Consider the following 20,027-nt stretch of genomic DNA (forward strand, 5'->3'; position numbering starts at 1 on the left):
TGAAAACCCGCCCGCAGCGCCCTACACCCAAGGGCATGGTTAAACCGTCCTTCAGCCACGTCACACAATGGGTGTTCGATCTGGACAACACCCTCTACCCGCCACAGATGCGCCTGTTCGATCAGATCGAGGTGTTGATGACGGACTACGTCGTGCAAGCCATCGGTGTCGACCGGGCTGAGGCTGACCGTCTGCGCGGGCACTATTGGCGTGAATACGGAACCACTTTGGCCGGTTTGATGGCCGAACATGATTTGGACCCTGACCCTTATCTACACGCGGTTCACCAAGTCGACCTGAGCCATATGAACCCAGACTCCGAACTGGCTGACCATATCCGCGCCCTGCCCGGTCGCCGCATCGTCTACACCAATGGCAGCGCGCCTTATGCCGAGCGTGTCCTTGAAGCGCGTGGGCTGACCGGTCTATTCGATGCCATCTACGGGGTCGAACACGCCGGATATCGACCCAAACCCGAAAAGGCCGCGTTCGAGGCAATCTTTGCACAGGACGGAATCACAGCTGAAACCGCCGCAATGTTCGAAGACGACCCGCGCAATCTGGCCGCCCCGCATGAGATGGGAATGCGCACGGTTCATGTCGCACCCGACCCGCATGATGCCGATCATATCCACCACCACACCGACGATCTGACCGCCTTCCTCGCCCGCCTGCGATAGGCTGTCACACTGCGACGATCTGTATATTCTGCAGCTGCAAAATCACCCCTATATGCCGGTCTGCGACGAACAGAACGGAGAACCCGATGACAGTGACCATGATGCCGCAGCGCCTGCCGATTTGGCAGCGCCTTCTCTTTGCAATTCCCCTCTTTGGCTGGATGGCCCGCGACGTGGCCGATGGCCGCCCCGAGGATCTGGGCTATACCGCTGTTGCGATTGTCAGCATGTGGGGTTGTTCGGCATTGCTGTTTGGTCTGCCGGGCCTATACATCCCTGCATTGATGATGGTTCCGATGATGTTTCTGGTCCTCATCCTGATTTCGCGGGGCTGACACGCGGGACAGGATGTCGCTTGGCGCAGAGGCATGAACCGAACTAGGTTTTGCCGAGAACGGAGAATGCGCCATGACTGACAGCTGTGACATCCTGATTTCCGGCGGCGGCATCGCCGGGCTGACCGCTGCCGCCGCATTTGGCGCCGCTGGGTTCAACGTGGTCTGCGTGGACCCGACACCGCCAATCACCGAACGCGACGTGGATGGCTCTGACCTGCGGACCACCGCGTTTCTGCAACCCTCCCGCATTTTGCTGGAACAATGCGGAGTGTGGGACCGGCTGGACAGCCACGCCGCACCGCTGCAAGTCATGCGGATCGTTGACGCAGGCGGAGACATTCCCGAACCGCGCGTCGTGCGGGACTTCAACGCCTCGGACATTTCCGAGCAACCTTTTGGCTGGAACCTGCCCAACTGGCTGCTGCGGCGCGAGATGGTCGCGCGCCTGTCCGAGCTGCCCAATGTCGATTTCCGTCCTGGCACCGCGACGGTCAGCCTGTTCACTCGTACCGCCGAGGCCCGAGTGGGGCTGAGCGACGGCAGCCGTATCCGCTGCAAGCTGGTGATCGCCGCAGACGGTCGCAACTCACCGATGCGCGAAGCCGCCGGGATTTCCGTTCACACCACGCGTTACGGTCAAAAGGCCCTGGCCTTTGCGGTGACACACCCCATTGCGCATGAGAATGTCTCGACCGAGATCCACCGTTCTGGCGGGCCATTCACCTTGGTGCCCTTGCCCGATTGGCAGGGTCAGCCATCGTCGGCCATTGTCTGGATGGAGCGCGGCCCGCGCGCTGTCGAACTGCTGAACCTCGACGCCGAGGCTTTTGGGGCCGCGATGACAGAACGCTCTTGCCGGTTGTTCGGACCTTTGAAGCTGGCCTCACGCCGCACGATCTGGCCGATCATCAGCCAATCGGCTGAGCGGTTGTCGGGTGAACGTATTGCCCTGATGGCCGAAGCCGCCCATGTCGTGCCGCCCATCGGCGCGCAGGGTCTGAACATGTCATTGGGCGATCTGCGGACTCTGCTGGACCTTGCACAGGCCCGCCCCGATGGTCTGGGTGACGCACAGATGCTAGAGGCCTACCACAAGGCCCGCCATGCCGAGATCGAGCTGCGGGTGAAGGGGATCGACCTTCTGAACCGCACCTCGATGCTTGAGGCGCGACCCCTGAGGGACGCGCGCGCCATGGGCCTGAACGCGCTTTATTCCATGGCGCCGGTGCGCAAGACTTTGATGCAGATGGGCCTCGGCATGCGCTGAGGCCCCAGTGGCTTACAGAACCTGATCCAACACGCGCTTCAAACGCGCAATCGTACCATCGACGTCATAGAGTTTGTCGAGACCGAACAGACCCAGCCGGAAGGTGCTGAACCCGGCAGGCTCATCACATTGCAGAGGCACGCCAGCCGCGATCTGCATCCCCAAAGCGGCGAATTTCTTGCCGTTCTGGATCTCGGGATCGGCCGTATAGCTGACCACAACGCCCGGAGCGCCAAATCCGTCGGCCGCCACCGAAACGATGCCCTTGTCTTTCAGCATCGCGCGCACGCCATTGCCCAAGGCCCATTGCGCCTCACGCAGTTTTTCAAAGCCGTAGTCCTGCGTCTCGGCCATGGTATCGCGGAACGCGCGCAGCGCGTCGGTTGGCATGGTCGCGTGATAGGCGTGACCGCCGTCCTCATAGGCCTGCATGATCTGCCGCCACTTCTTGAGATCAATGGCAAAACTGTCGGACTGAGTGTCCTGCAACCGCGCCTCAGCTCGTTCGGACAGCATGACCAGACCGGCACAAGGCGACGCGCTCCACCCTTTTTGCGGGGCTGAGATCAGAACATCGACGCCGGTGGCTTTCATGTCGACCCAAACGCAACCCGACGCGATGCAATCCAGAACCATCAGCGCGCCGACCTCATGCGCGGCTGCGGCCATGGCCGAAACATAGTCATCCGGTAGAATCACCCCGGCCGAGGTTTCCACATGCGGGGCAAACACCACATCCGGGCGCTGCTCGCGGATCGCGGCAACCACATCGTCAATCGGTGCGGGCGCAAATGGCGACGGGCTGTCATTGCCAGTCTCGCGCGCCTTCATCACCGTGACTGATCCGGTCAGAGCTCCGTTTTCGATGATCTGGCTCCAACGGTAGGAAAACCACCCGTTGCGCACCACCAAGACATTGGCATCACGGGCAAATTGACGGGCCACGGCCTCCATCCCATAGGTGCCACCACCCGGGATTATGGCAACGCCATCCGCATTGTAGACCTGCTTCAGCATGCCCGAGATATCGCGCATCACCTGCTGAAAGCTCGCAGACATGTGATTCAGGGATCGGTCCGTGAACACAACCGAAAATTCTTCCAGGCCATTTGGGTCGATGGAATCCAGCAAGGCGGGCATTTGATGTCCTTTCAATCAGTGTTGACGGCACCTTCAACACATTATCATTGCTGGTAAAGCGCATTTCCGACGAAAAGGTGACGCAAAGTCATCTTTGTTTTTCAGTAAAAATTAACCCTCAAACGCGCCAATATTTTAGTATTGACGCCAACTAGTATCACATACCCTTTACACTTCTGCGTGCTTCTGCCCAGATGCATACACTTTTAAAACGAAGGGAAATTAAAACCCGTGACTGCAAATAAGCGGATCAGCTTTCAGAGTGTTCGAGATGAAGTAAAGCGCAGGATCGAAAGCCGTATTTGGCCTCAGGGATCATTGCTGCCGACCGAGACCCAGCTGGCGGAAGAGTTCAATTGCGCCCGCGCGACCGTTAACCGCGCCCTGCGCGAACTGGCCGATCAAGGGGTCGTCGAACGCAAACGCAAAAGCGGAACACGCGTCAAGAAAGAGCCCAGCAAACATGCCAAGCTGGAGTTTTCGTTGACTCGTCAGGTGGTTGAAAACCAGAACGCGGCGTATCGCTATGCCCTGGTCGAGCGCAACGTTGTCACCAGCCCCGGCTGGCTGGCATCGCAGCTCAGCGTCGCGCCAGATGCGCGCATCCTGCACGTCATTTGCATGCACTACTCCGACAACAGACCGTTTCAGTTAGAAGAGCGCTGGATCAACCTTGAAACCGTCCCCGAAGTCGAGCAGGCCGACCTTAGCGACAATGGCCCGCACGAATGGCTGCTGAATGCAGCACCGTTCACCGATGCCGAGGTTGCCTTTTGCGCCGTGTCAGCCGACAGCCGATTGGCCGAGTTCATGGGCACCACCGCAGGCACGTCGATGATTCAATTGGAGCGCACAACCTGGAAGGATGAAAAACCCCTGACCTTTGCGCGGATGACGCATCATCCGGGCTTCTGCATCCGCACCAAATACTGATCCCGTTCAGCCAATTGGCCCGGGCAAACGTTCTTCGCTGAGCAAGACATTTGCCTCGACATCGCCGGCACCCGGAAGGGTCATGATCCGCCGCCGCAGGACCCGTTCGAAATCCGAAAGATCCCGCGCCACCACGCGCAGGCGATAGTCGTATAACCCTAAAACATGCTCGACGGTCTGTACCTCGGGGATGGCGCTGACGGCGCGCTCGAAATCCTCAAGGCTCACCTGCCCTTTGCGCGCCAGCTTGACGCCGAGAAAGACGGTGACGCCGAACCCCAAAGCCTCGGCATTCAGGCGTAGACGACGGCCCTTGATTACGCCCGCCTCTTCCAGCCGGCGAATACGCCGCCACGTGGCGGGTTGCGACAGATCCAGACGACGCCCAAGCGCACCGGCACTTTGGGTTGCGTCCTGCACCAGCGCGCGCAGGATCTTGCGGTCGATCTCATCCAGCTCGATCATACTGGCAGCACCTCGTCCCGTTTGAGGCGCGCGATGTGCATCAAGGCTTCGATATCGGCAATATGCGGCAGGGTCAGAATGCGGTCCCGATAGACCTGCTGATAGTGCGCCATATCCCGCGCCAAAACCGAAAGGCGCACATCCACGCGTCCAAGGAAGGTCTGGATTTCGATCACCTCGGCAACCTCGCGCGCGGCCACGGTGAATTCGTCAAATGCCCGAGCCTGCGTCTTGTCCAGCGTGATCCGCAATGAGACCTCGATCGCGTAGCCCAAGGCGGCCCAGTCGATCACGGCCTCTTGACCTTCGATCACCCCTGCCGCCTGCATCTTTTCGATCCGTCGCCAGCAAACACCCGAACTGATACGGCACCGTTCAGCAAGTTCAGCCGTTGTCAGGCTTGGGTCCGCCTGGAAATGGCGCAGTATCCGCCGATCAACATCATCAAGCATGATTTTTTCACGTTATGCCTAATTGAGGAATTATTCTTCATCTTTTTTACAAATACTCAATCCCAACCCTATCGCCAATACCAAAGGCTCGGGCTAAAAGCACAGCAATCGAAACAGAAAGGACCAGCGAAATGCGCGTCTACTACGATCGCGATTGCGACATCAACCTGATCAAAGACAAAAAAGTGGCCATCCTGGGCTATGGCAGCCAAGGTCACGCGCACGCGCTGAACCTGCGCGACTCGGGTGCGAAGAACCTGGTCGTCGCCCTGCGCGAAGGTTCGCCCTCGGCCAAGAAAGCCGAAGCTGAAGGCCTGACGGTCATGGGTATCGCCGAAGCGGCAGCATGGTGCGACGTCATCATGTTCACCATGCCCGACGAACTGCAGGCTGAAACCTACAAGAAATACGTGCATGACAACATCAAGCCCGGCTCGGCCATTGCCTTCGCTCACGGCCTGAACGTCCACTTCGGCCTTATCGAGCCGAAAGAAGGCGTCGACGTCATCATGATGGCTCCCAAAGGCCCCGGCCACACCGTTCGTGGCGAATACACCAAAGGCGGCGGCGTGCCTTGCCTTGTTGCCGTCAACAACGACGCAACCGGCAAAGCACTGGAAATCGGCCTTTCCTACTGCTCGGCCATCGGTGGCGGTCGCTCGGGCATCATCGAGACCAACTTCCGTGAAGAATGCGAAACCGACCTGTTCGGCGAACAAGCTGTTCTGTGCGGTGGCCTGGTTGAGCTGATCCGCTGCGGCTTTGAAACTCTGGTCGAAGCGGGCTACGCGCCCGAGATGGCCTATTTCGAGTGTCTGCACGAAGTGAAGCTGATCGTTGACCTGATCTACGAAGGTGGCATCGCTAACATGGATTACTCGATCTCGAACACGGCTGAGTACGGCCAGTACGTCACCGGTCCGCGTATCCTGAAATACGACGAGACCAAAGCGCGTATGAAGGAAGTTCTGAACGACATCCAGCAGGGTAAATTCGTTCGTGACTTCATGCTGGAAAACGCCGTTGGCCAGCCGACCATCAAAGCGTCGCGCCGTGCCAACGACGAGCATATGATCGAGGAAACAGGTGCCAAACTGCGCGCCATGATGCCCTGGATCTCGGCCGGTAAAATGGTTGACAAAGAAAAGAACTAAGCCCGGCACCCGTCGGCGAAAGGGCGGCCCGTATGGCCGCCCTTTTTCATTTGCACCCGCGTAAAACTCGGCCCATAAACGTCTGATCAAAAGCGATTTTTTCCAACCCACAGGTGCTAACATGGTGTCCCAGCCCACAAAACAGGATTGGATTGGCGTCTTCTCGCTAGGCCTTATCTGGGGCGGTACGTTCATGGTCGTGGCCATGGCGCTTGAGGGGTATGGCCCGATCACGGTTGCAACATCCCGCACCACGCTTGGCGCTTTGACACTGCTCTTGCTGATGCGGATCACCGGACGTCGGTTTCCAACCCTCACCCCGGTGCTTGGCGGCTCGATCATCCTGATCGGCGTGCTGTCCACGGCGATACCGTTCATGCTGCTGAGTTGGGGGCAGCAATTCGTACCATCGGCCTTTGCGGGCCTGTCTATGGCGGCCATCCCCTTGATGGTGCTGCCACTGGCGCATTTCTTCTCGGACGAACCGCTCAATCTGCGTCGATTTCTTGGGGTTTGTCTTGGGTTTTCTGGCGCGTTGGTCCTGATCGGTCCGGGGCTTTTGCAACTAGGCCAAGGAACCGAACCACTTGCGCAAATGGCCTGCATCACGGCGGCACTGTGCTATGCGGTTTCATCCATCCTGACGCGGCGGTGCCCTCCGGTTGATCCGGTTGCGCTGGCAGCCCTGACATTGCTGGTGGGCGCGGCGCTGCTGCTGCCGATCATGCTGATGACCGAGGGGGTGCCCGACTGGCAAGGCACCCGCCCTACTCTGGCGCTGATCGTCTTGGGCCTAGTGCCAACGGCCTTGGCGAACCTCTTGCGCGTGTCCATCACGCGCAGCGCAGGGTCGGTGTTTTTGACCCTCGTGAACTATCAGGTCCCCGTCTGGTCGATGGTTTTCGGAGCGTGGATCCTGTCCGAGGCCCTGCCCCTGCGATTCTACATCGCGCTGACCCTGATCCTGACGGGCATGGCCATCAGCCAGTGGTTCAGCCTGCGCAAAGCTCTAATCGGGCGCTAGGACGCCGCTGCTTCAACCTCGGCGACAATGCCATCAACCACCTGCGTCAGAAGGGCGGCATCTTCGCATTCAGCCATGACACGGATCAGAGGCTCGGTCCCTGACTTTCGGATCAGCAAACGACCTTGCCCGTTCAGGCGTGCTTCGGCATCGGCAATCGCGGCTTGAACGCTGGCCACCTCAAGAGGCAATTGACCCTGTTGGTAGCGCACATTCTTCAACAGCTGAGGCACCGTTTCAAACTGCTGCGCAAGCTCAGAGGCTTTGCGTCCGCTCAGAACCATCTCGGACAGGAAATGTAGCCCAGCCATTAGGCCGTCGCCGGTTGTGGCATAGTCGCTCATGACGATATGGCCGGATTGTTCGCCACCAAGGTTGAAGCCGCCTTGCCGCATCCGTTCCACGACATAGCGATCCCCGACCGCCGTCCGCTCCAGCCGCAGGCCTTGCCCTTGCAGATGCCGCTCCAACCCGAGGTTTGACATGACCGTCGCCACCAAAGCACCGCCACGCAGCTGCTCGGCCCGAGCCCAAGCCCCGGCCAACAGGGCCATCAGTTGATCGCCATCGGCAACCTTGCCGTTTTCGTCAATCACTACGACCCGATCCGCGTCGCCATCGAGGCAGATACCCACATCCGCGCCATGCGACACAACGGTTTCCGCAGCCACGCGCGGCTTGGTTGAACCACATTCGAGATTGATGTTCTTGCCGTCCGGCGACACGCCCATCGGGATGACTTCGGCACCAAGCTCCCACAGGACCTCGGGCGCCGTGCGATGGGCTGCCCCATTGGCGCAGTCGATCACCACTTTCAAACCATCCAGACGCACATCGCGCGGAAGCGAGGATTTGACCCGCTCCCCATAACGGAACCGCGCGTCATCAACCCGACGGGCACGCCCGATATTCTGCGCCTTAGCGGAGTTGACGCCTTCTTCGATCAAACGCTCGATCTCAAGCTCGGCCTGATCTGAGAGTTTATATCCGTCAGGCCCGAAGAACTTGATGCCGTTATCTTCCGCCGGATTGTGGCTGGCCGAGATCATAACCCCCAGATCCGCACGCATGGATTGGGTCATCAGACCCACCGCAGGGGTCGGAACCGGACCCAACAGTAATACGTTCATACCGGTCGAAGTCAAACCCGCCGTCAGCGCGTTTTCCAGCATATAGCCGGACAGGCGCGTATCCTTGCCGATGACCACGCGGTGAACTCCGGTCGTGTCGCGCCGGAAATAGCGCCCGACCGCCGCACCTATGCGCAAGGCCATTTCTGCTGTCATCGGATGCGTATTGGCTGTGCCTCGCACACCGTCAGTTCCGAACAGCTTGCGCATAGTCGACTCTCCGTAAAATCTGCTTGTGACCGGATTAACGGACGGCAGCCCATAGGCGCAAGGCCTGAGCTGTCTCAGCCACGTCATGGACCCGAATGATCTGCACGCCCTGGGACAATCCGTCCAGAGCAACCGCGATTGACCCCGGCGCGCGCGCGGTTTTTCGCGGCTCCTGCCCGATGGAGCCGATAAAGCCCTTGCGCGAGACGCCCAGTAGAAGCGGGCAACCCAAACCGTGGAACAGGCTCAAGTTACGCAGCAGGGCCAGATTGTGATCCTCGGTCTTGCCGAAACCGATGCCCGGATCGACGATGATCAGATCCCGATTCAGGCCCAACGCCTCAAGCCGTTCGATCTGACCGGCCAGAAAATCGTAGACATCCAGCACCACGTTTTCATAGACCGGATTGTCCTGCATGGTCGCAGGATCGCCCTGCATATGCATGACACAGACCGGCGCGCCCAGCCCTGCGCAGAACGGCGCAAGTTCCGGGTCGTACGTGAAGCCCGAGACATCATTGACCAGCCCCGCCCCGGCCTCGCAGGCCGCTTTGGCCACAGCAGCTTTGCGTGTGTCGATTGAGATCAGGGCGTTTGTCTCAGACCGGATCGCTTCGATCACCGGGCGGGTCCGGGTGATCTCTTCGTCTGCTGGGACGAAATCTGCACCAGGACGTGTGGATTCTCCGCCGATATCCAGAATCGTGGCGCCGTGCGAGACCATCTCAATGGCCCCTGCCCGAGCGGCCTCAACCGAGCTGTGGATGCCACCGTCTGAGAAACTGTCAGGCGTTGCGTTCAGAATGCCCATGATATGTGGGCGTACCATATCCAAACCGGACAGGGCCGCGCGCGGACGGCTGAGGCGGTGTAGCACATCCGCGGGGATATCCGCTGCGGCTACGACCAGAGACGTTCCATCCCGCGCAAGCGCTTCGGCATGAGTGAACCAGAGCGATTGCCCGGCCAAAGGCATGGCGTCATCCGGACGAGCCGCACCGTGCTGTACCAGTGGTCGGTAGTAGCGGCTCACAATTGTGCCTGATCAATGGCCACAGCACGCAGCGGCGTTTTCGGCTCTTTCGGCAATGCGCCTCCGATCACCATCATCTCGCTGGCCTCAAAGGTGGCGGCAAACCATGCCGCCAGCGCGACCGCGTCGGATGGCGCGGCCGAGGGGCCGTCAACAGCATCCAGAACGATCTTTGACGGGGCCCAGACGCAAATCTGGCCGTTCTTCATCGCCCAGTCCAGCTCGGTCCGGGTCGACACAACCACGCAGCGATGATCGCACGCGGCCAGAACCCACGCGTTCTGTTCGATCGACAAAAGGTCGATGCGGCGCTGGGTCATAGCGTGACCCGTCTGCGGTACTGGAAGGTCAGAGGCCCCGACACACAGGATCAAGGGACGCTGACGGTTTTCCAACTGATCGATCCAGCCGGTCAGATTGTCCGACGCCATCGCCTCATTCGACAGATAAACAAGACGTGGATGAGGGCGTTCCTCTTCGACGACGTCGTGATGCACAGCGTCCTTGCCGCGCACGATCTCGACCCCAAGCGCACCGGGGCCACGATCAAGCTTTTCGATCCGGACAAAAACGCGAACCGCTTGCGGCTCCAGCAGGATACGTTCGGCCACACGTTCAGCCAGCGTTTCCAACAGGTTCAGACGCTCGGCCGCCAGTTCATAAGCAATCGCCTCGGTCACGCGGTCATAGGACAGGATACGATCCACATCGTCATCAATATCCGAGGTCAGCGGACGCACCTCAACCACGATATTGAAACAGATACGCTGGGTTGTGCCGCGTTCGGCCTGAAAGGCACCGATCTCAACCTCGACAGTATGATCACGCAGCGAGATGCGATCCAAAGGCCCTCTGGGCGAGGTCGCCTCGGACCGTTCAGAGGGGTGCGCAAAAGCGAGGCGGATTTCAGAACTCATGGGTCAGGCCTTCTTGGGCTCGGTGAAACTTTCGCCCAGTCTAGGCGTTTCGAGGGCCTATAGCATTCATACAAACGCCATTCCAACCGCTGATTTCGACGCTTTTTCTGCGTGCAATGGTATACGCTGCGCCTTGAATTCAAGACGCAGCGCTAGACCTGCCTCAGTTGCTCGCAGTGCGGTAATTGTGACGGTAGAAGATGTGAACACCAATCTTCGCCGTCTGTTTATAAACCCGCGCCCAGGACGGGCGAACCGCAGTGGTATGATAGTGGGTCGCCCCTTCGGTCAGCTCTTTGGCAACGCCATCCATCGCCGCGCGGGCGACTTTCGAGACACGCTCAAAGGCTTTCTTCTCGTGGATCACTTCCTTGCGGCCATCACATGTATAGGTGAACTGGCACTGGTACTTTTTACCGGTCCCCTGACGGATCACACCGCAAAGGCTGTCGGGAAAGCGGCTGCTCTTGACCCGGTTCAGGATAACCTCGGCCACTGCAAACTGACCGCGCACGCTTTCGCCGCGGGCTTCAAAATACAGCGCCTCTGACAGGCATTTCCAGCCTTCATCTCCGGACGCTTTGGGCTGTTGGTCCAGCCAATCCTTGGAATAGGACACTTTGATCGGTTCCACCACTTTGCGCGGCTGGAATAATTTCAGATAATCCCGAAAGCTCTGCCCCGGCAATTCACTGCGGGCAACCAGTTCTTTCTTATCGGCATCCGTAGCTTCCCTCTCAGCGTAGGACGCACTCGGCAGCACGGTTGCCGCCAATGTGGCAACAGCCATTATGTAACGTAGCATCAGATAACCTCGCACAGGCACTTCACGCGCCAAACCCTCCCCCGGCGGGCGCGACGAGGCATTTAGCGCAGTCTTGCGCAAAGGTCCAGATCAGAGGCAAATACAAGTGGAAATTCGCTCGTGGGGAAAAACAATTCCACCACAAGTTCGCTTATTGACCACTAATCATGGGGTTTGAGGCCGCTGTCAACCCCCAAGTCTGGACGAAATCGCCAGTTGAGCGGCAGCCAGCCGAGCGACCGGTACCCGGAACGGAGAGCAGGACACATAGTCAAAGCCAAGATCGCGGCAAATGGCGATTGATTCGGGGTTTCCGCCGTGTTCTCCGCAGACTGAAAGGGTCACATCGGGCTGTGCCGCGCGCCCCCTTTCAGACCCAAGCTTGAGCAATTCGCCAACCCCGTCCGCGTCCAAAACATGGAACGGGTCCTCTGTGAACACCCCCTGCCGGACATAGGCCGACATGAAACGCCCCGCGTCGTCGCGTGAAAGACCATAGGTCATCTGGGTCAGGTCGTTGGTTCCGAAGCTTAAAAACGCGGTGTTTGGTGCAATCTCTTCAGCACGCAGGCAGGCGCGTGGCGTTTCGACCATAACTCCGAGGCGGTATTCGAACTCCTGCCCCTTTTCCGCTGCGACAGCTGCTGCCACCGAGTCGATGCGGGACTTTACCAACTCAACCTCTCGCTTGGCCGAAACCAGAGGGATCATCACCTCGGGTACAACTGGCGCTCCGTTCTTGCGGGCCTCCAGCGTGGCTTCAAAGATCGCGCGGGCCTGCATGTCGTAGATTTCGGGCACCGTAACGCCCAGGCGAACCCCGCGCAGACCCAGCATCGGGTTGTATTCGGTCATTGCGGAGACACGACGCTCCACATCCGAGACAGGCAGATCCAGCGCTTCGGCCAGTTCGCGCTGGCCACCGCGGGTGGTGGGCAGGAATTCGTGCAGCGGCGGGTCAAACAGACGAATGCAGACCGGCTGCCCTTCCATGATACGGAAAAGCTGCACGAAATCGTCGCGCTGCATGGGCAGCAAACGCTCCAACACGGCAGCCCGGCCCGAGGAGGTCTGCGCAAAGATCATCTCGCGCATCACGATCAAGCGGCCGGGATCAAAGAACATGTGCTCGGTCCGGCACAGGCCGATGCCCTGCGCCTGAAAGTTCCGCGCGGTCTGCGCATCTGCAGGGGTATCGGCATTGGCGCGGATTTCGATGTCCCGCTCGGCATCCGCCCAGCCCATGAGAGTCTGGAAACAGTCGTCCAGTGCGGCCTCGAGCATCTCGGGCTGCCCCGCCAGAACCTGCCCCGAGCTTCCGTCGATCGTCAAAACGTCACCGGTCTTGAACACTCGCCCATCCGGGGTCGTCAGCATTTTCTTCTTGGTCTGGAACCGCATCTCTGACGCGCCGACAATGCAAGGCAGACCCAAACCACGCCCAATCACGGCGGCATGGCTGGTCATGCCGCCCTTTTCGGTCAGTACGGCAACCGCGGCATGCATGCCCCGCACATCCTCGGGCGAGGTTTCGCGGCGCACCAGAACACAGGCCTCGCCCCGCGCGGCGCTGGCTTGCGCCTCAGCGGCCGTAAACACGATCTTGCCGGTCGACGCCCCCGGACTTGCTCCAATCGCGGTGGTCAGTACATCTCGCTCTGCTTCAGGGTGGACCTGCCGGTGCAGCAGCTCGTTCAGTGCATGCGGGTCCACGCGCATCACCGCCTCTTGTGGGGGGATGATACCGTCTTCAGCCAAACGCACTGCAATCCGCATCGCCGCGCGCGAGGTTCGCTGAACACGTACACCGTCCAGAATATGCACCTTGCCGTTCTGGATCACGAATTCGACCTGCATTTCCTCGCGCAGCTTCTCGCGCATCAAAGCAGCCTGGGACTTTAGATCGGCAAATGCGTTGGGCGCCACTTCTTCCAGTGACGGCCCCCTCGGGTCTTTCTCAAGATACAGCGCCGAGACGTCTTCGCCCAACGCATCCCGCCCCTGGCTCTGGCTCAGGTATCGACCGGTGATCTGAGGCATACCGGTTGTCGGATCCACCAGTTGCAATACGCCCGAGCCGCATTCGCCCTGCCCAACGCCCGGGATCATCTCTTGGATGACCAGCCCTAGCCCGGCATCGGCAGGAGCCCCTTTGGCCTGACGCAACAGGCGCGCCGAGGTGCCATCCCATGCCCGCGCCATCGAGCGCAGAACGCCAATCAACTGCTCACCACGATCCTCGGGGAAAACCTCATCGGTCTCATCCTCATAGGCGTGCAGAGTGCGCTTCAGCCCCGCGACACCGTCCTCGTCGATCTCGTCGAACACATCCGCATCCAAACGCGCCACATGGATCGCGTAGCTTTGCACAAAGCGCAGATACATGGCTGCGGCAGGCTCATCGCCCATCGAGTTCGACAGCTCGGCAAACCGCGCTTCGTTCATGCCGATATTCAGAACCGCACCGGGACCGCCCCAATCGGGGTCCTCGGAACTGGGACGCACACACAACAAGGCCGTCGGTTCGAATTGCTCGAGGATTGCGGCCAGATCGGGGATTTGTCCTTCGGCGATGCGCTGCACCGCGTCAAAAGACAACGCGACCGTGCGCGGCACCGGCATCTCCAACCGGACCAGACGTTGTAGGCACTTTGCCCGCCCCCCATGGGTGTGCGGGGCAACGGGCGCGGTGGACGTGATGAGCGTGGTATGCGGATTATTCTGCACTGCGGCACCTTTTGGTTTCACCGCAGCATAGGCCCCTGCGCCCGTCACGCAAGGGTGATCTGGGCGCGCAAATCCGCGCGCCCGGAGCTTTAGCCTTCGATCTTGGTCAGATCGGCAACGCTGGAACAGACCGAGCGTATCTGACTGAGCAAGTTCAGACGGTTGCGGCGCAGGATGTCATTGTCAGTATTGACCTGCACATCCTCAAAAAACGCATCCACCGGCCCACGCAGGGCGGCCATGGCCGCCATGGCGGTCGGGAAATCCTCGGCCCTGAGCGCCGGATCAATCTGCGCCTGAGCGGCATCCAGCCCCGCGAACAGAGCCTTTTCGCTGTCGGTCTCGGCGAATTTCACATCCGCACCGTAGGAGTATTCGACCCCGTCCTTCTCTTCGGCCTGCGTCAGGATGTTGTTGGCCCGCTTGAACCCCTGCACGAGGTTTTCCCCATCCTCGGTCGCGATCACCGCGTTCAGTGCGCGGGCGCGTTTGACCAGCAGGTTGAGGTCATCATTGCCGTCCATCGCAATACAGGCGTCGATGACGTCGTGACGGATGCCCTCATCACGGAGGAAGACTTTAAGGCGGTCGTGGAAAAACGACAGAAGATCGTCAGATGCGTCTGGGACCTTTTTCTCAAGTTCAAGAAAAGCTGCCGCAGGCAAATCATCTACTCGATCTCTAACTGTCTGGAATGCAGCACCAAAGACACCTCGTTCTGCGATTTCTTCCAACAGATCAAGAACATTGGCTTCCGGCAGTGCCTCATTGATTGCGCTTTCTGCTCGTATCAGTTGGCTGTCAAAGAACCGATCCAAAGACAGCCGCAGATTGTTTTCGAGTATCAATCGAGTTACACCCAATGCGGCACGACGCAGAGCAAACGGGTCTTTCGAACCGGTCGGCTTCTCATCAATCGCCCAGAACCCGGTTAGCGTGTCCAGCTTGTCGGCCAGCGCCACGGTCACCGAAAGCGACGTGGTCGGCACGTCATCTGACGGGCCAAGCGGCGAGTAGTGGTCCTGTGCCACAGCGGCCACGGCGGCGTTCTCGCCCGCTGCTTCGATGTAATAGCGGCCCATAAGCCCCTGAAGTTCAGGGAATTCATACACCATTTCAGAGCTCAGATCGGCCTTGGCCAGACGTGCGGCTTTTTCGGCCTGATCGGCATCCGCTCCGATCATAGGCGCCAACTCGCGGGCAAGTGCGGCGATGCGCTCTATGCGTTCCGCCTGTGTGCCCAGCTTGTTGTGAAAGGTCACATTCTCCAGCGCGCGGGTCCATTGGGCGATGTCCGATTTGGCGATGCGCAGGTCGTTTTCCCAGAAGAACTTGGCATCCGCCAGACGGGCCGAAAGGACCTTCTGGTTCCCGGCCAGAATGGTCGCGCCATTGTCAGCAGTTTCGCGGTTGGCGACGGTGATGAAACGCTCGATCCGGCCGGTTTTGGGGTTCTTCACGGAAAAGAACTTCTGGTGCTCTTTCATCGAGGTCTGCAGCACCTCAGGCGGCAGGTCGAGGAATTCGTCGTCAATCTGCCCCATCAGCACCACGGGCCATTCGACCAGACCAGCGACCTCGGCCAGAAGGCCTTTGTCATCGACCACTTCCAGACCGGCGGCAAAACCCATGTTCTGGGCGTCGTTCCAGATATGCTCGGCGCGTTCCTCGGGCGACAGGACCACGAAGGCGCGTTTCAGCTTGGCGGCGTAATCCTCGAACGAGGTGACGGCAAAACGGTTCGGAGCCATGAACCGGTGGCCCTCAGTCGTGTCGCCAGAGGTGATGCCTTCGACCTCAAGCGGAACGATTTGCGCGCCCGCCTCATCGGTCAGAATGCACAGGATGGAGTGCAAAGGCCGCACCCACCGCATCGGGCCAGAGCCCCAGCGCATCGACTTGGGCCATGGGAAGTTGCGGATCGTGGCCTCAAGCACCTCGGCCACGATCTCGGCCGCCGGGCGGCCGGGCTTTTCGATCTGGGCGAAATAGACCGCACCTTTGGGGGTGTCGCGTTCCTCTAGCTGGTCGCGGGTCAGACCAGCGCCGCGCAGGAAGCCTTCGATCGCTTTGTCAGGTGCCCCGACCTTGGGGCCTTTGCGTTCCTCGCGGATCGTGGGGCTCTCAGACAGCAGCCCTTCGACTGCCAAAGTCAGGCGACGCGGCGTGGTCAGGGCAGCAGCAGAGGCATAGGTCAAACCGGCCTCAACCAGACCATCGGTGATCCGCTTTTTCAGGTCCTCACCCGCGCGGGTCTGCATACGCGCGGGGATCTCCTCGGAAAACAGTTCGATCAGCAGGTCGGGCATTTTCGGTCCTTAGAAATTTACGATCGTCTGGATGACGATGGCATTGGCGATATCCACAAAGAATGCGGATACAAGGGGCAGCACGATAAAGGCAATAGGCGATGGACCATATCGCTTGGTTACCGCCGTCATATTCGCAATAGCAGTGGGGGTTGCGCCCAAGGCGAAGCCTCCGAACCCCGCAGCCAGCACCGCGGCGCGGTAATTTGAGCCCATGACCGGAAACAGCACCCACAGCACGAAAACCACTGTGAACAGGGTCTGGCCGGACATGATGACGACGATGGCCATGCCGAGTTCGGCGATGGTCCAAAGCTGAAGGCTCATCAAGGACATGGCCAGAAACGCGCCCAAGGCAAATTCCGAGATCAACGCCAGAGACGGCGTGCGCGATACCGGTGGGGCCGACGGTGCCACTAAGGCGCGCACATTGGCGATGACGATTCCCATGATCAAACATGGCACGAACAGCGGCAGCTTGAGACCAGCAGCTGCGATCGCTTCGCCCAGAGAATAACCCGCAATGATCGCGAGGTTGAGATGCAGCAAAACGCGCATGATCGACACGTGGTCGATATCGAGCGCCCTGCCTTCTGTTTCGTCCGGCAATCCGACACTGGGCCCTTCGTCCGGACGGTCGGGGCTGAGATTGCGCCCTTCAACCAGCAACCGCGCAATCGGTCCACCGACCAGGGCGGCCAGAACCAAACCTAGCGTTGCAACGGCAACACCCAACTCGGTCGCGCTGTCCAACCCTGTCGCCCGCGCAACTTCGGGCGCCCATGCGATTGCCGTCCCGTGCCCGCCGATCAGCGCCGCCGAGCCGAATAGAACACCCGCCTGCGCCGGATAACCGAACATGGAAGCCCCAGCCGCACCGATCACGTTTTGCGCAACGATCGTCAAGAGGGTCAGGATCAAAAGCAAAAACAGCGGCTTGCCGCCCGAAATCAGATCCGACAGACGTGCATTCAATCCGATCCCGGCAAAAAATACGACCAGTAGAAAATCCCGCGTACCCAGCTCGAATGCGAGTTCAAGATCAAATATCAAATACAGCGCCAGAACGGCAAACGAAGCCAGCAACCCTCCGGTCACGGGTTCGGGGATGTTGAAATTGCGAAGTGCGGCGACGCGATCATTGATCCGTGCGCCAAGCAGGTAGACGGCAAAACCCAAGGTCGCCGTCAGAAACTCAGGGATTTCGACGACGTGCTGCATGGCGGTCTCCTTACTGCTGCGGTCTGGGAGGGCATTCCTCGCCCACCACGGTGCCATCATAGGCTTTTTCACCGCAATTGTTCAGGGAATGCCAGACAAAGCCCCGCCCATCTTCAGTGATCGCGACAATGCGGTCGACTCCGTAGTGGATATTCTTCGCGCTCATGTAGGCCTGCGCCTGCCCGGTTTTCAACGCTTCGGCCACGGCGGCCGCATCATAGCAATCAAACCAACCCGGAGCTGTCAGGGGCTCTGCATTCTCGACCGGCATGAAACCTAACAATTGTTCTTCGGAGAGGTCCGTGTTGAAACAGGCTCGATACCGGATCGGAGAGCTATCGGCATCAATCGCCTGAAAAGAAGAATAGGCAATCGGCTGGGGAGTTTCGCCATCCACAGGCAAAAGGGCGACGTCCTGTCCGGGCTTCGGTTCGACCTCATAGTAAAAGCCGTAGACTTGCAGGTAATACATGCCCGCCCCGGCCATCACAGCCGAAAGCCCCAGAATGATCGCAAGCAATTTTCCCGTCATTGTCTTAGGCTGCCTCTTTCAAGTTCCTGAAAAATCGGACAGGTTTCGGATGGAAACTGGAAACCACAAGGGTGTTTTCATGGAATCGACCCTCGCCGTTGGGTTCTTTGGTGCGCTGTTTGCGATCATGAACCCGATCACCAACCTGCCTGTGTTCCTGAGTGTTACGCAGGACCTGCCCCCTACGGATCAACGTAAAGTCGCAGTCAAAACCGCGCTCTACTGTTTGATCCTGGGCGGTGCGTTCGCGGCCATTGGCAGTCAGACGCTGAGCCTGTTCGGCATCAGCGTAGACCATCTGCGCGTCGCCGGAGGGTTGGTCGTGCTCATGATCGGCCTGAACATGCTGAACGGCAACGAAAGCACCTCGCATCACGGGACGGACGGAGAAAAAGAGGCCTATCCTGCGCCTGACACAGTCGCGTTCTACCCGCTGGCCTTTCCCATTCTGGTCGGTCCAGGCACGATCACAACCCTGATCCTGTACGCGCATCACGTCAACAAGCCGCTTGAAGCTGTTGTTTTCGCAGGTGTATTCCTGACCGTCGTCGCCTTGCTTCTGATTACGTTCTGGAATGCCCCATGGCTGTCCAAACGTCTTTCGAGCAACGCGCGTGTCATCATGAGCCGCTTCATGGGCATGATCCTTTCGGCCATCGCCATCGGCATGATTTCTGACGGCCTCAAGGCATTGCTGCCCGGATTGGCCTGAGCGCTGCATCAGGCCTCGTACCCGGCGGCCTCGGTCAGAACGAACGCATCCGCGCATTGCTTGGCCAGCGCCCGGACACGGCCGATATAGGCCTGGCGTTCAGTCACCGAGATCACCCCACGCGCGTCCAGCAGGTTGAAGATGTGGCTGGCCTTAATGCACTGATCATAGGCAGGGTGCGCCATCACGATGCGCTTGCCAGTTTTTGGATCATCATGCTGTTGCGCCAGAATGGTGGCGCATTCGGCCTCGGCCTCTTCGAAATGACGCAGCAGAACCTCGGTGTTGGCCACATCAAAGTTCCAGCGGGCGTATTCCTCTTCGGTCTGCTTGAAGATGTCACCGTATGTCAGCGGGCTTGGGGACTGAGGGTCGTTGAACGGCATATCCATCACATGGTCGATGCCCAATACATACATCGCCAAACGCTCTAGACCATAGGTCAGCTCGCCGGAGACTGGCGTGCAATCATGACCACCGACCTGCTGGAAATAGGTGAACTGGCTGACTTCCATACCGTCGCACCAGACCTCCCACCCTAGGCCCCAGGCGCCGAGGGTCGGGCTTTCCCAGTCGTCCTCGACAAAACGGATGTCGTGCAGCTCCATGTCGATGCCGATGGCCTCGAGGCTGCCCAGATACAGCTCTTGCAGGTCCGGCGGGCTGGGTTTGATCAGAACCTGATACTGATAGTAGTGCTGCAGGCGGTTCGGGTTCTCACCATAGCGCCCGTCCGTCGGACGGCGCGAAGGTTGAACATAGGCCGCGGCCCATGCCTTGGACCCCAGCGCGCGCAGGGTTGTCGCCGGGTGGAACGTCCCTGCCCCGACCTCCATGTCATAAGGCTGCAAAATCGCACAGCCTTTCGAGGCCCAATAGGTCTGAAGCCGCAGGATGATCTCCTGAAAAGAACGAGGTGCGCTGGACTGATCGGTCATGACATTCCCTTTGGGCGCGCCTGCGCCCGGTTCCGATGGG

The 20,027-nt window shown here is 59.5% G+C and carries 19 protein-coding genes; 7 read left to right on the forward strand and 12 right to left on the reverse strand.

What is annotated here, in order from left to right; genetic code table 11:
• Positions 1 to 35: 35 nt before the first annotated feature.
• The 3 genes from ACR0NO_RS05250 (at position 36) to ACR0NO_RS05260 (ending at position 2,285) form a co-directional block, all read left to right on the forward strand.
• A complete protein-coding gene (locus ACR0NO_RS05250; RefSeq protein ID WP_480723214.1) occupies positions 36 to 680 on the forward strand; it encodes a pyrimidine 5'-nucleotidase in 645 nt (214 codons plus the stop codon).
• A gap of 86 nt (positions 681 to 766) precedes the next feature.
• Entirely contained in the window at positions 767 to 1,015 is a 249-nt protein-coding gene (locus tag ACR0NO_RS05255) for a hypothetical protein (protein WP_480723215.1), read from the forward strand.
• Between the two features lie 73 nt (positions 1,016 to 1,088).
• Positions 1,089 to 2,285: a UbiH/UbiF family hydroxylase gene (locus tag ACR0NO_RS05260; RefSeq protein ID WP_480723216.1), complete on the forward strand. Its 1,197-nt coding sequence runs from the start codon at positions 1,089 to 1,091 to the stop codon at positions 2,283 to 2,285.
• 12 nt (positions 2,286 to 2,297) lie between these two features.
• On the opposite strand, the gene ACR0NO_RS05265 is transcribed toward ACR0NO_RS05260, so the two are convergent.
• Complete coding sequence (locus tag ACR0NO_RS05265; RefSeq protein ID WP_170704711.1) at positions 2,298 to 3,425, reverse strand: aminotransferase class V-fold PLP-dependent enzyme; 1,128 nt, start codon at positions 3,423 to 3,425, stop codon at positions 2,298 to 2,300.
• 231 nt (positions 3,426 to 3,656) lie between these two features.
• Between ACR0NO_RS05265 and ACR0NO_RS05270 the strand changes: the two genes are divergently transcribed.
• Positions 3,657 to 4,358 (forward strand): GntR family transcriptional regulator, encoded by a 702-nt coding sequence (locus ACR0NO_RS05270; RefSeq protein ID WP_170470049.1) that lies wholly within the window; start codon positions 3,657 to 3,659, stop codon positions 4,356 to 4,358.
• Positions 4,359 to 4,364: 6 nt separating this feature from the next.
• Here the strand turns inward: ACR0NO_RS05270 and ACR0NO_RS05275 are convergent, their stop codons facing one another.
• A complete protein-coding gene (locus ACR0NO_RS05275) occupies positions 4,365 to 4,823 on the reverse strand; it encodes an Lrp/AsnC family transcriptional regulator (protein WP_170376412.1) in 459 nt (152 codons plus the stop codon).
• Entirely contained in the window at positions 4,820 to 5,275 is a 456-nt protein-coding gene (locus ACR0NO_RS05280; protein ID WP_480723217.1) for an Lrp/AsnC family transcriptional regulator, read from the reverse strand. The genes ACR0NO_RS05275 and ACR0NO_RS05280 overlap by 4 nt, the downstream gene beginning before the upstream one ends.
• A 131-nt stretch (positions 5,276 to 5,406) precedes the next feature.
• Between ACR0NO_RS05280 and ilvC the strand changes: the two genes are divergently transcribed.
• A complete protein-coding gene (ilvC, locus tag ACR0NO_RS05285) occupies positions 5,407 to 6,429 on the forward strand; it encodes a ketol-acid reductoisomerase (RefSeq protein ID WP_170665343.1) in 1,023 nt (340 codons plus the stop codon).
• Between the two features lie 121 nt (positions 6,430 to 6,550).
• Positions 6,551 to 7,453, forward strand: a complete 903-nt coding sequence (locus tag ACR0NO_RS05290; protein WP_480723218.1) for a DMT family transporter — start codon at positions 6,551 to 6,553, stop codon at positions 7,451 to 7,453.
• Here the strand turns inward: ACR0NO_RS05290 and glmM are convergent.
• The 8 genes from glmM to ACR0NO_RS05330 form a co-directional block, all read right to left on the reverse strand.
• Positions 7,450 to 8,793, reverse strand: coding sequence for a phosphoglucosamine mutase (gene glmM / locus ACR0NO_RS05295; RefSeq protein ID WP_480723219.1), 1,344 nt, complete (start codon positions 8,791 to 8,793; stop codon positions 7,450 to 7,452). The two genes, ACR0NO_RS05290 and glmM, sit on opposite strands and share 4 nt — an antisense overlap.
• A 34-nt stretch (positions 8,794 to 8,827) precedes the next feature.
• Positions 8,828 to 9,826, reverse strand: coding sequence for a dihydropteroate synthase (gene folP, locus ACR0NO_RS05300; protein ID WP_480723220.1), 999 nt, complete (start codon positions 9,824 to 9,826; stop codon positions 8,828 to 8,830).
• On the reverse strand, positions 9,823 to 10,743 hold the full coding sequence (locus tag ACR0NO_RS05305; protein WP_480671913.1) for a dihydroneopterin aldolase: 921 nt from the start codon (positions 10,741 to 10,743) through the stop codon (positions 9,823 to 9,825). Before ACR0NO_RS05305 ends, folP begins: the two co-directional genes overlap by 4 nt.
• Positions 10,744 to 10,906: 163 nt before the next feature.
• On the reverse strand, positions 10,907 to 11,548 hold the full coding sequence (locus tag ACR0NO_RS05310) for a cell wall hydrolase (RefSeq protein WP_170718198.1): 642 nt from the start codon (positions 11,546 to 11,548) through the stop codon (positions 10,907 to 10,909).
• A 186-nt stretch (positions 11,549 to 11,734) separates the two neighbouring features.
• Positions 11,735 to 14,296 carry a putative PEP-binding protein gene (locus ACR0NO_RS05315; protein WP_480723375.1) on the reverse strand — a complete coding sequence of 854 codons (2,562 nt, stop codon included), beginning with the start codon at positions 14,294 to 14,296 and terminating at the stop codon, positions 11,735 to 11,737.
• Positions 14,297 to 14,364: 68 nt separating this feature from the next.
• Entirely contained in the window at positions 14,365 to 16,584 is a 2,220-nt protein-coding gene (glyS, locus tag ACR0NO_RS05320; protein ID WP_480723221.1) for a glycine--tRNA ligase subunit beta, read from the reverse strand.
• A 9-nt stretch (positions 16,585 to 16,593) separates the two neighbouring features.
• Entirely contained in the window at positions 16,594 to 17,805 is a 1,212-nt protein-coding gene (gltS, locus tag ACR0NO_RS05325; protein ID WP_480723222.1) for a sodium/glutamate symporter, read from the reverse strand.
• A gap of 10 nt (positions 17,806 to 17,815) precedes the next feature.
• Complete coding sequence (locus ACR0NO_RS05330) at positions 17,816 to 18,337, reverse strand: DUF6446 family protein (RefSeq protein WP_170470076.1); 522 nt, start codon at positions 18,335 to 18,337, stop codon at positions 17,816 to 17,818.
• Positions 18,338 to 18,416: 79 nt separating this feature from the next.
• Here ACR0NO_RS05330 and ACR0NO_RS05335 point away from each other — a divergent pair, with 79 nt between their 5' ends.
• On the forward strand, positions 18,417 to 19,049 hold the full coding sequence (locus ACR0NO_RS05335; protein WP_480723223.1) for a MarC family protein: 633 nt from the start codon (positions 18,417 to 18,419) through the stop codon (positions 19,047 to 19,049).
• Positions 19,050 to 19,057: 8 nt separating this feature from the next.
• On the opposite strand, the gene ACR0NO_RS05340 is transcribed toward ACR0NO_RS05335, so the two are convergent.
• Positions 19,058 to 19,987 (reverse strand): glycine--tRNA ligase subunit alpha, encoded by a 930-nt coding sequence (locus ACR0NO_RS05340; protein ID WP_170376388.1) that lies wholly within the window; start codon positions 19,985 to 19,987, stop codon positions 19,058 to 19,060.
• Positions 19,988 to 20,027: the final 40 nt, after the last annotated feature.

This window comes from Ruegeria sp. CL3, assembly GCF_056536505.1.

Bases quoted from the DNA above. Each gene is read 5' to 3' on its own strand.
- ACR0NO_RS05250 (WP_480723214.1), top strand. From the start codon at position 36: ATGGTTAAACCGTCCTTCAGCCACGTCACACAATGGGTGTTCGATCTG.
- ACR0NO_RS05255 (WP_480723215.1), top strand. From the start codon at position 767: ATGACAGTGACCATGATGCCGCAGCGCCTGCCGATTTGGCAGCGCCTT.
- ACR0NO_RS05260 (WP_480723216.1), top strand. From the start codon at position 1,089: ATGACTGACAGCTGTGACATCCTGATTTCCGGCGGCGGCATCGCCGGG.
- ACR0NO_RS05265 (WP_170704711.1), bottom strand. From the start codon at position 3,425: ATGCCCGCCTTGCTGGATTCCATCGACCCAAATGGCCTGGAAGAATTT.
- ACR0NO_RS05275 (WP_170376412.1), bottom strand. From the start codon at position 4,823: ATGATCGAGCTGGATGAGATCGACCGCAAGATCCTGCGCGCGCTGGTG.
- ACR0NO_RS05280 (WP_480723217.1), bottom strand. From the start codon at position 5,275: ATGCTTGATGATGTTGATCGGCGGATACTGCGCCATTTCCAGGCGGAC.
- ilvC (WP_170665343.1), top strand. From the start codon at position 5,407: ATGCGCGTCTACTACGATCGCGATTGCGACATCAACCTGATCAAAGAC.
- ACR0NO_RS05290 (WP_480723218.1), top strand. From the start codon at position 6,551: ATGGTGTCCCAGCCCACAAAACAGGATTGGATTGGCGTCTTCTCGCTA.
- glmM (WP_480723219.1), bottom strand. From the start codon at position 8,793: ATGCGCAAGCTGTTCGGAACTGACGGTGTGCGAGGCACAGCCAATACG.
- ACR0NO_RS05305 (WP_480671913.1), bottom strand. From the start codon at position 10,743: ATGAGTTCTGAAATCCGCCTCGCTTTTGCGCACCCCTCTGAACGGTCC.
- ACR0NO_RS05310 (WP_170718198.1), bottom strand. From the start codon at position 11,548: ATGCTACGTTACATAATGGCTGTTGCCACATTGGCGGCAACCGTGCTG.
- glyS (WP_480723221.1), bottom strand. From the start codon at position 16,584: ATGCCCGACCTGCTGATCGAACTGTTTTCCGAGGAGATCCCCGCGCGT.
- gltS (WP_480723222.1), bottom strand. From the start codon at position 17,805: ATGCAGCACGTCGTCGAAATCCCTGAGTTTCTGACGGCGACCTTGGGT.
- ACR0NO_RS05330 (WP_170470076.1), bottom strand. From the start codon at position 18,337: ATGACGGGAAAATTGCTTGCGATCATTCTGGGGCTTTCGGCTGTGATG.
- ACR0NO_RS05335 (WP_480723223.1), top strand. From the start codon at position 18,417: ATGGAATCGACCCTCGCCGTTGGGTTCTTTGGTGCGCTGTTTGCGATC.
- ACR0NO_RS05340 (WP_170376388.1), bottom strand. From the start codon at position 19,987: ATGACCGATCAGTCCAGCGCACCTCGTTCTTTTCAGGAGATCATCCTG.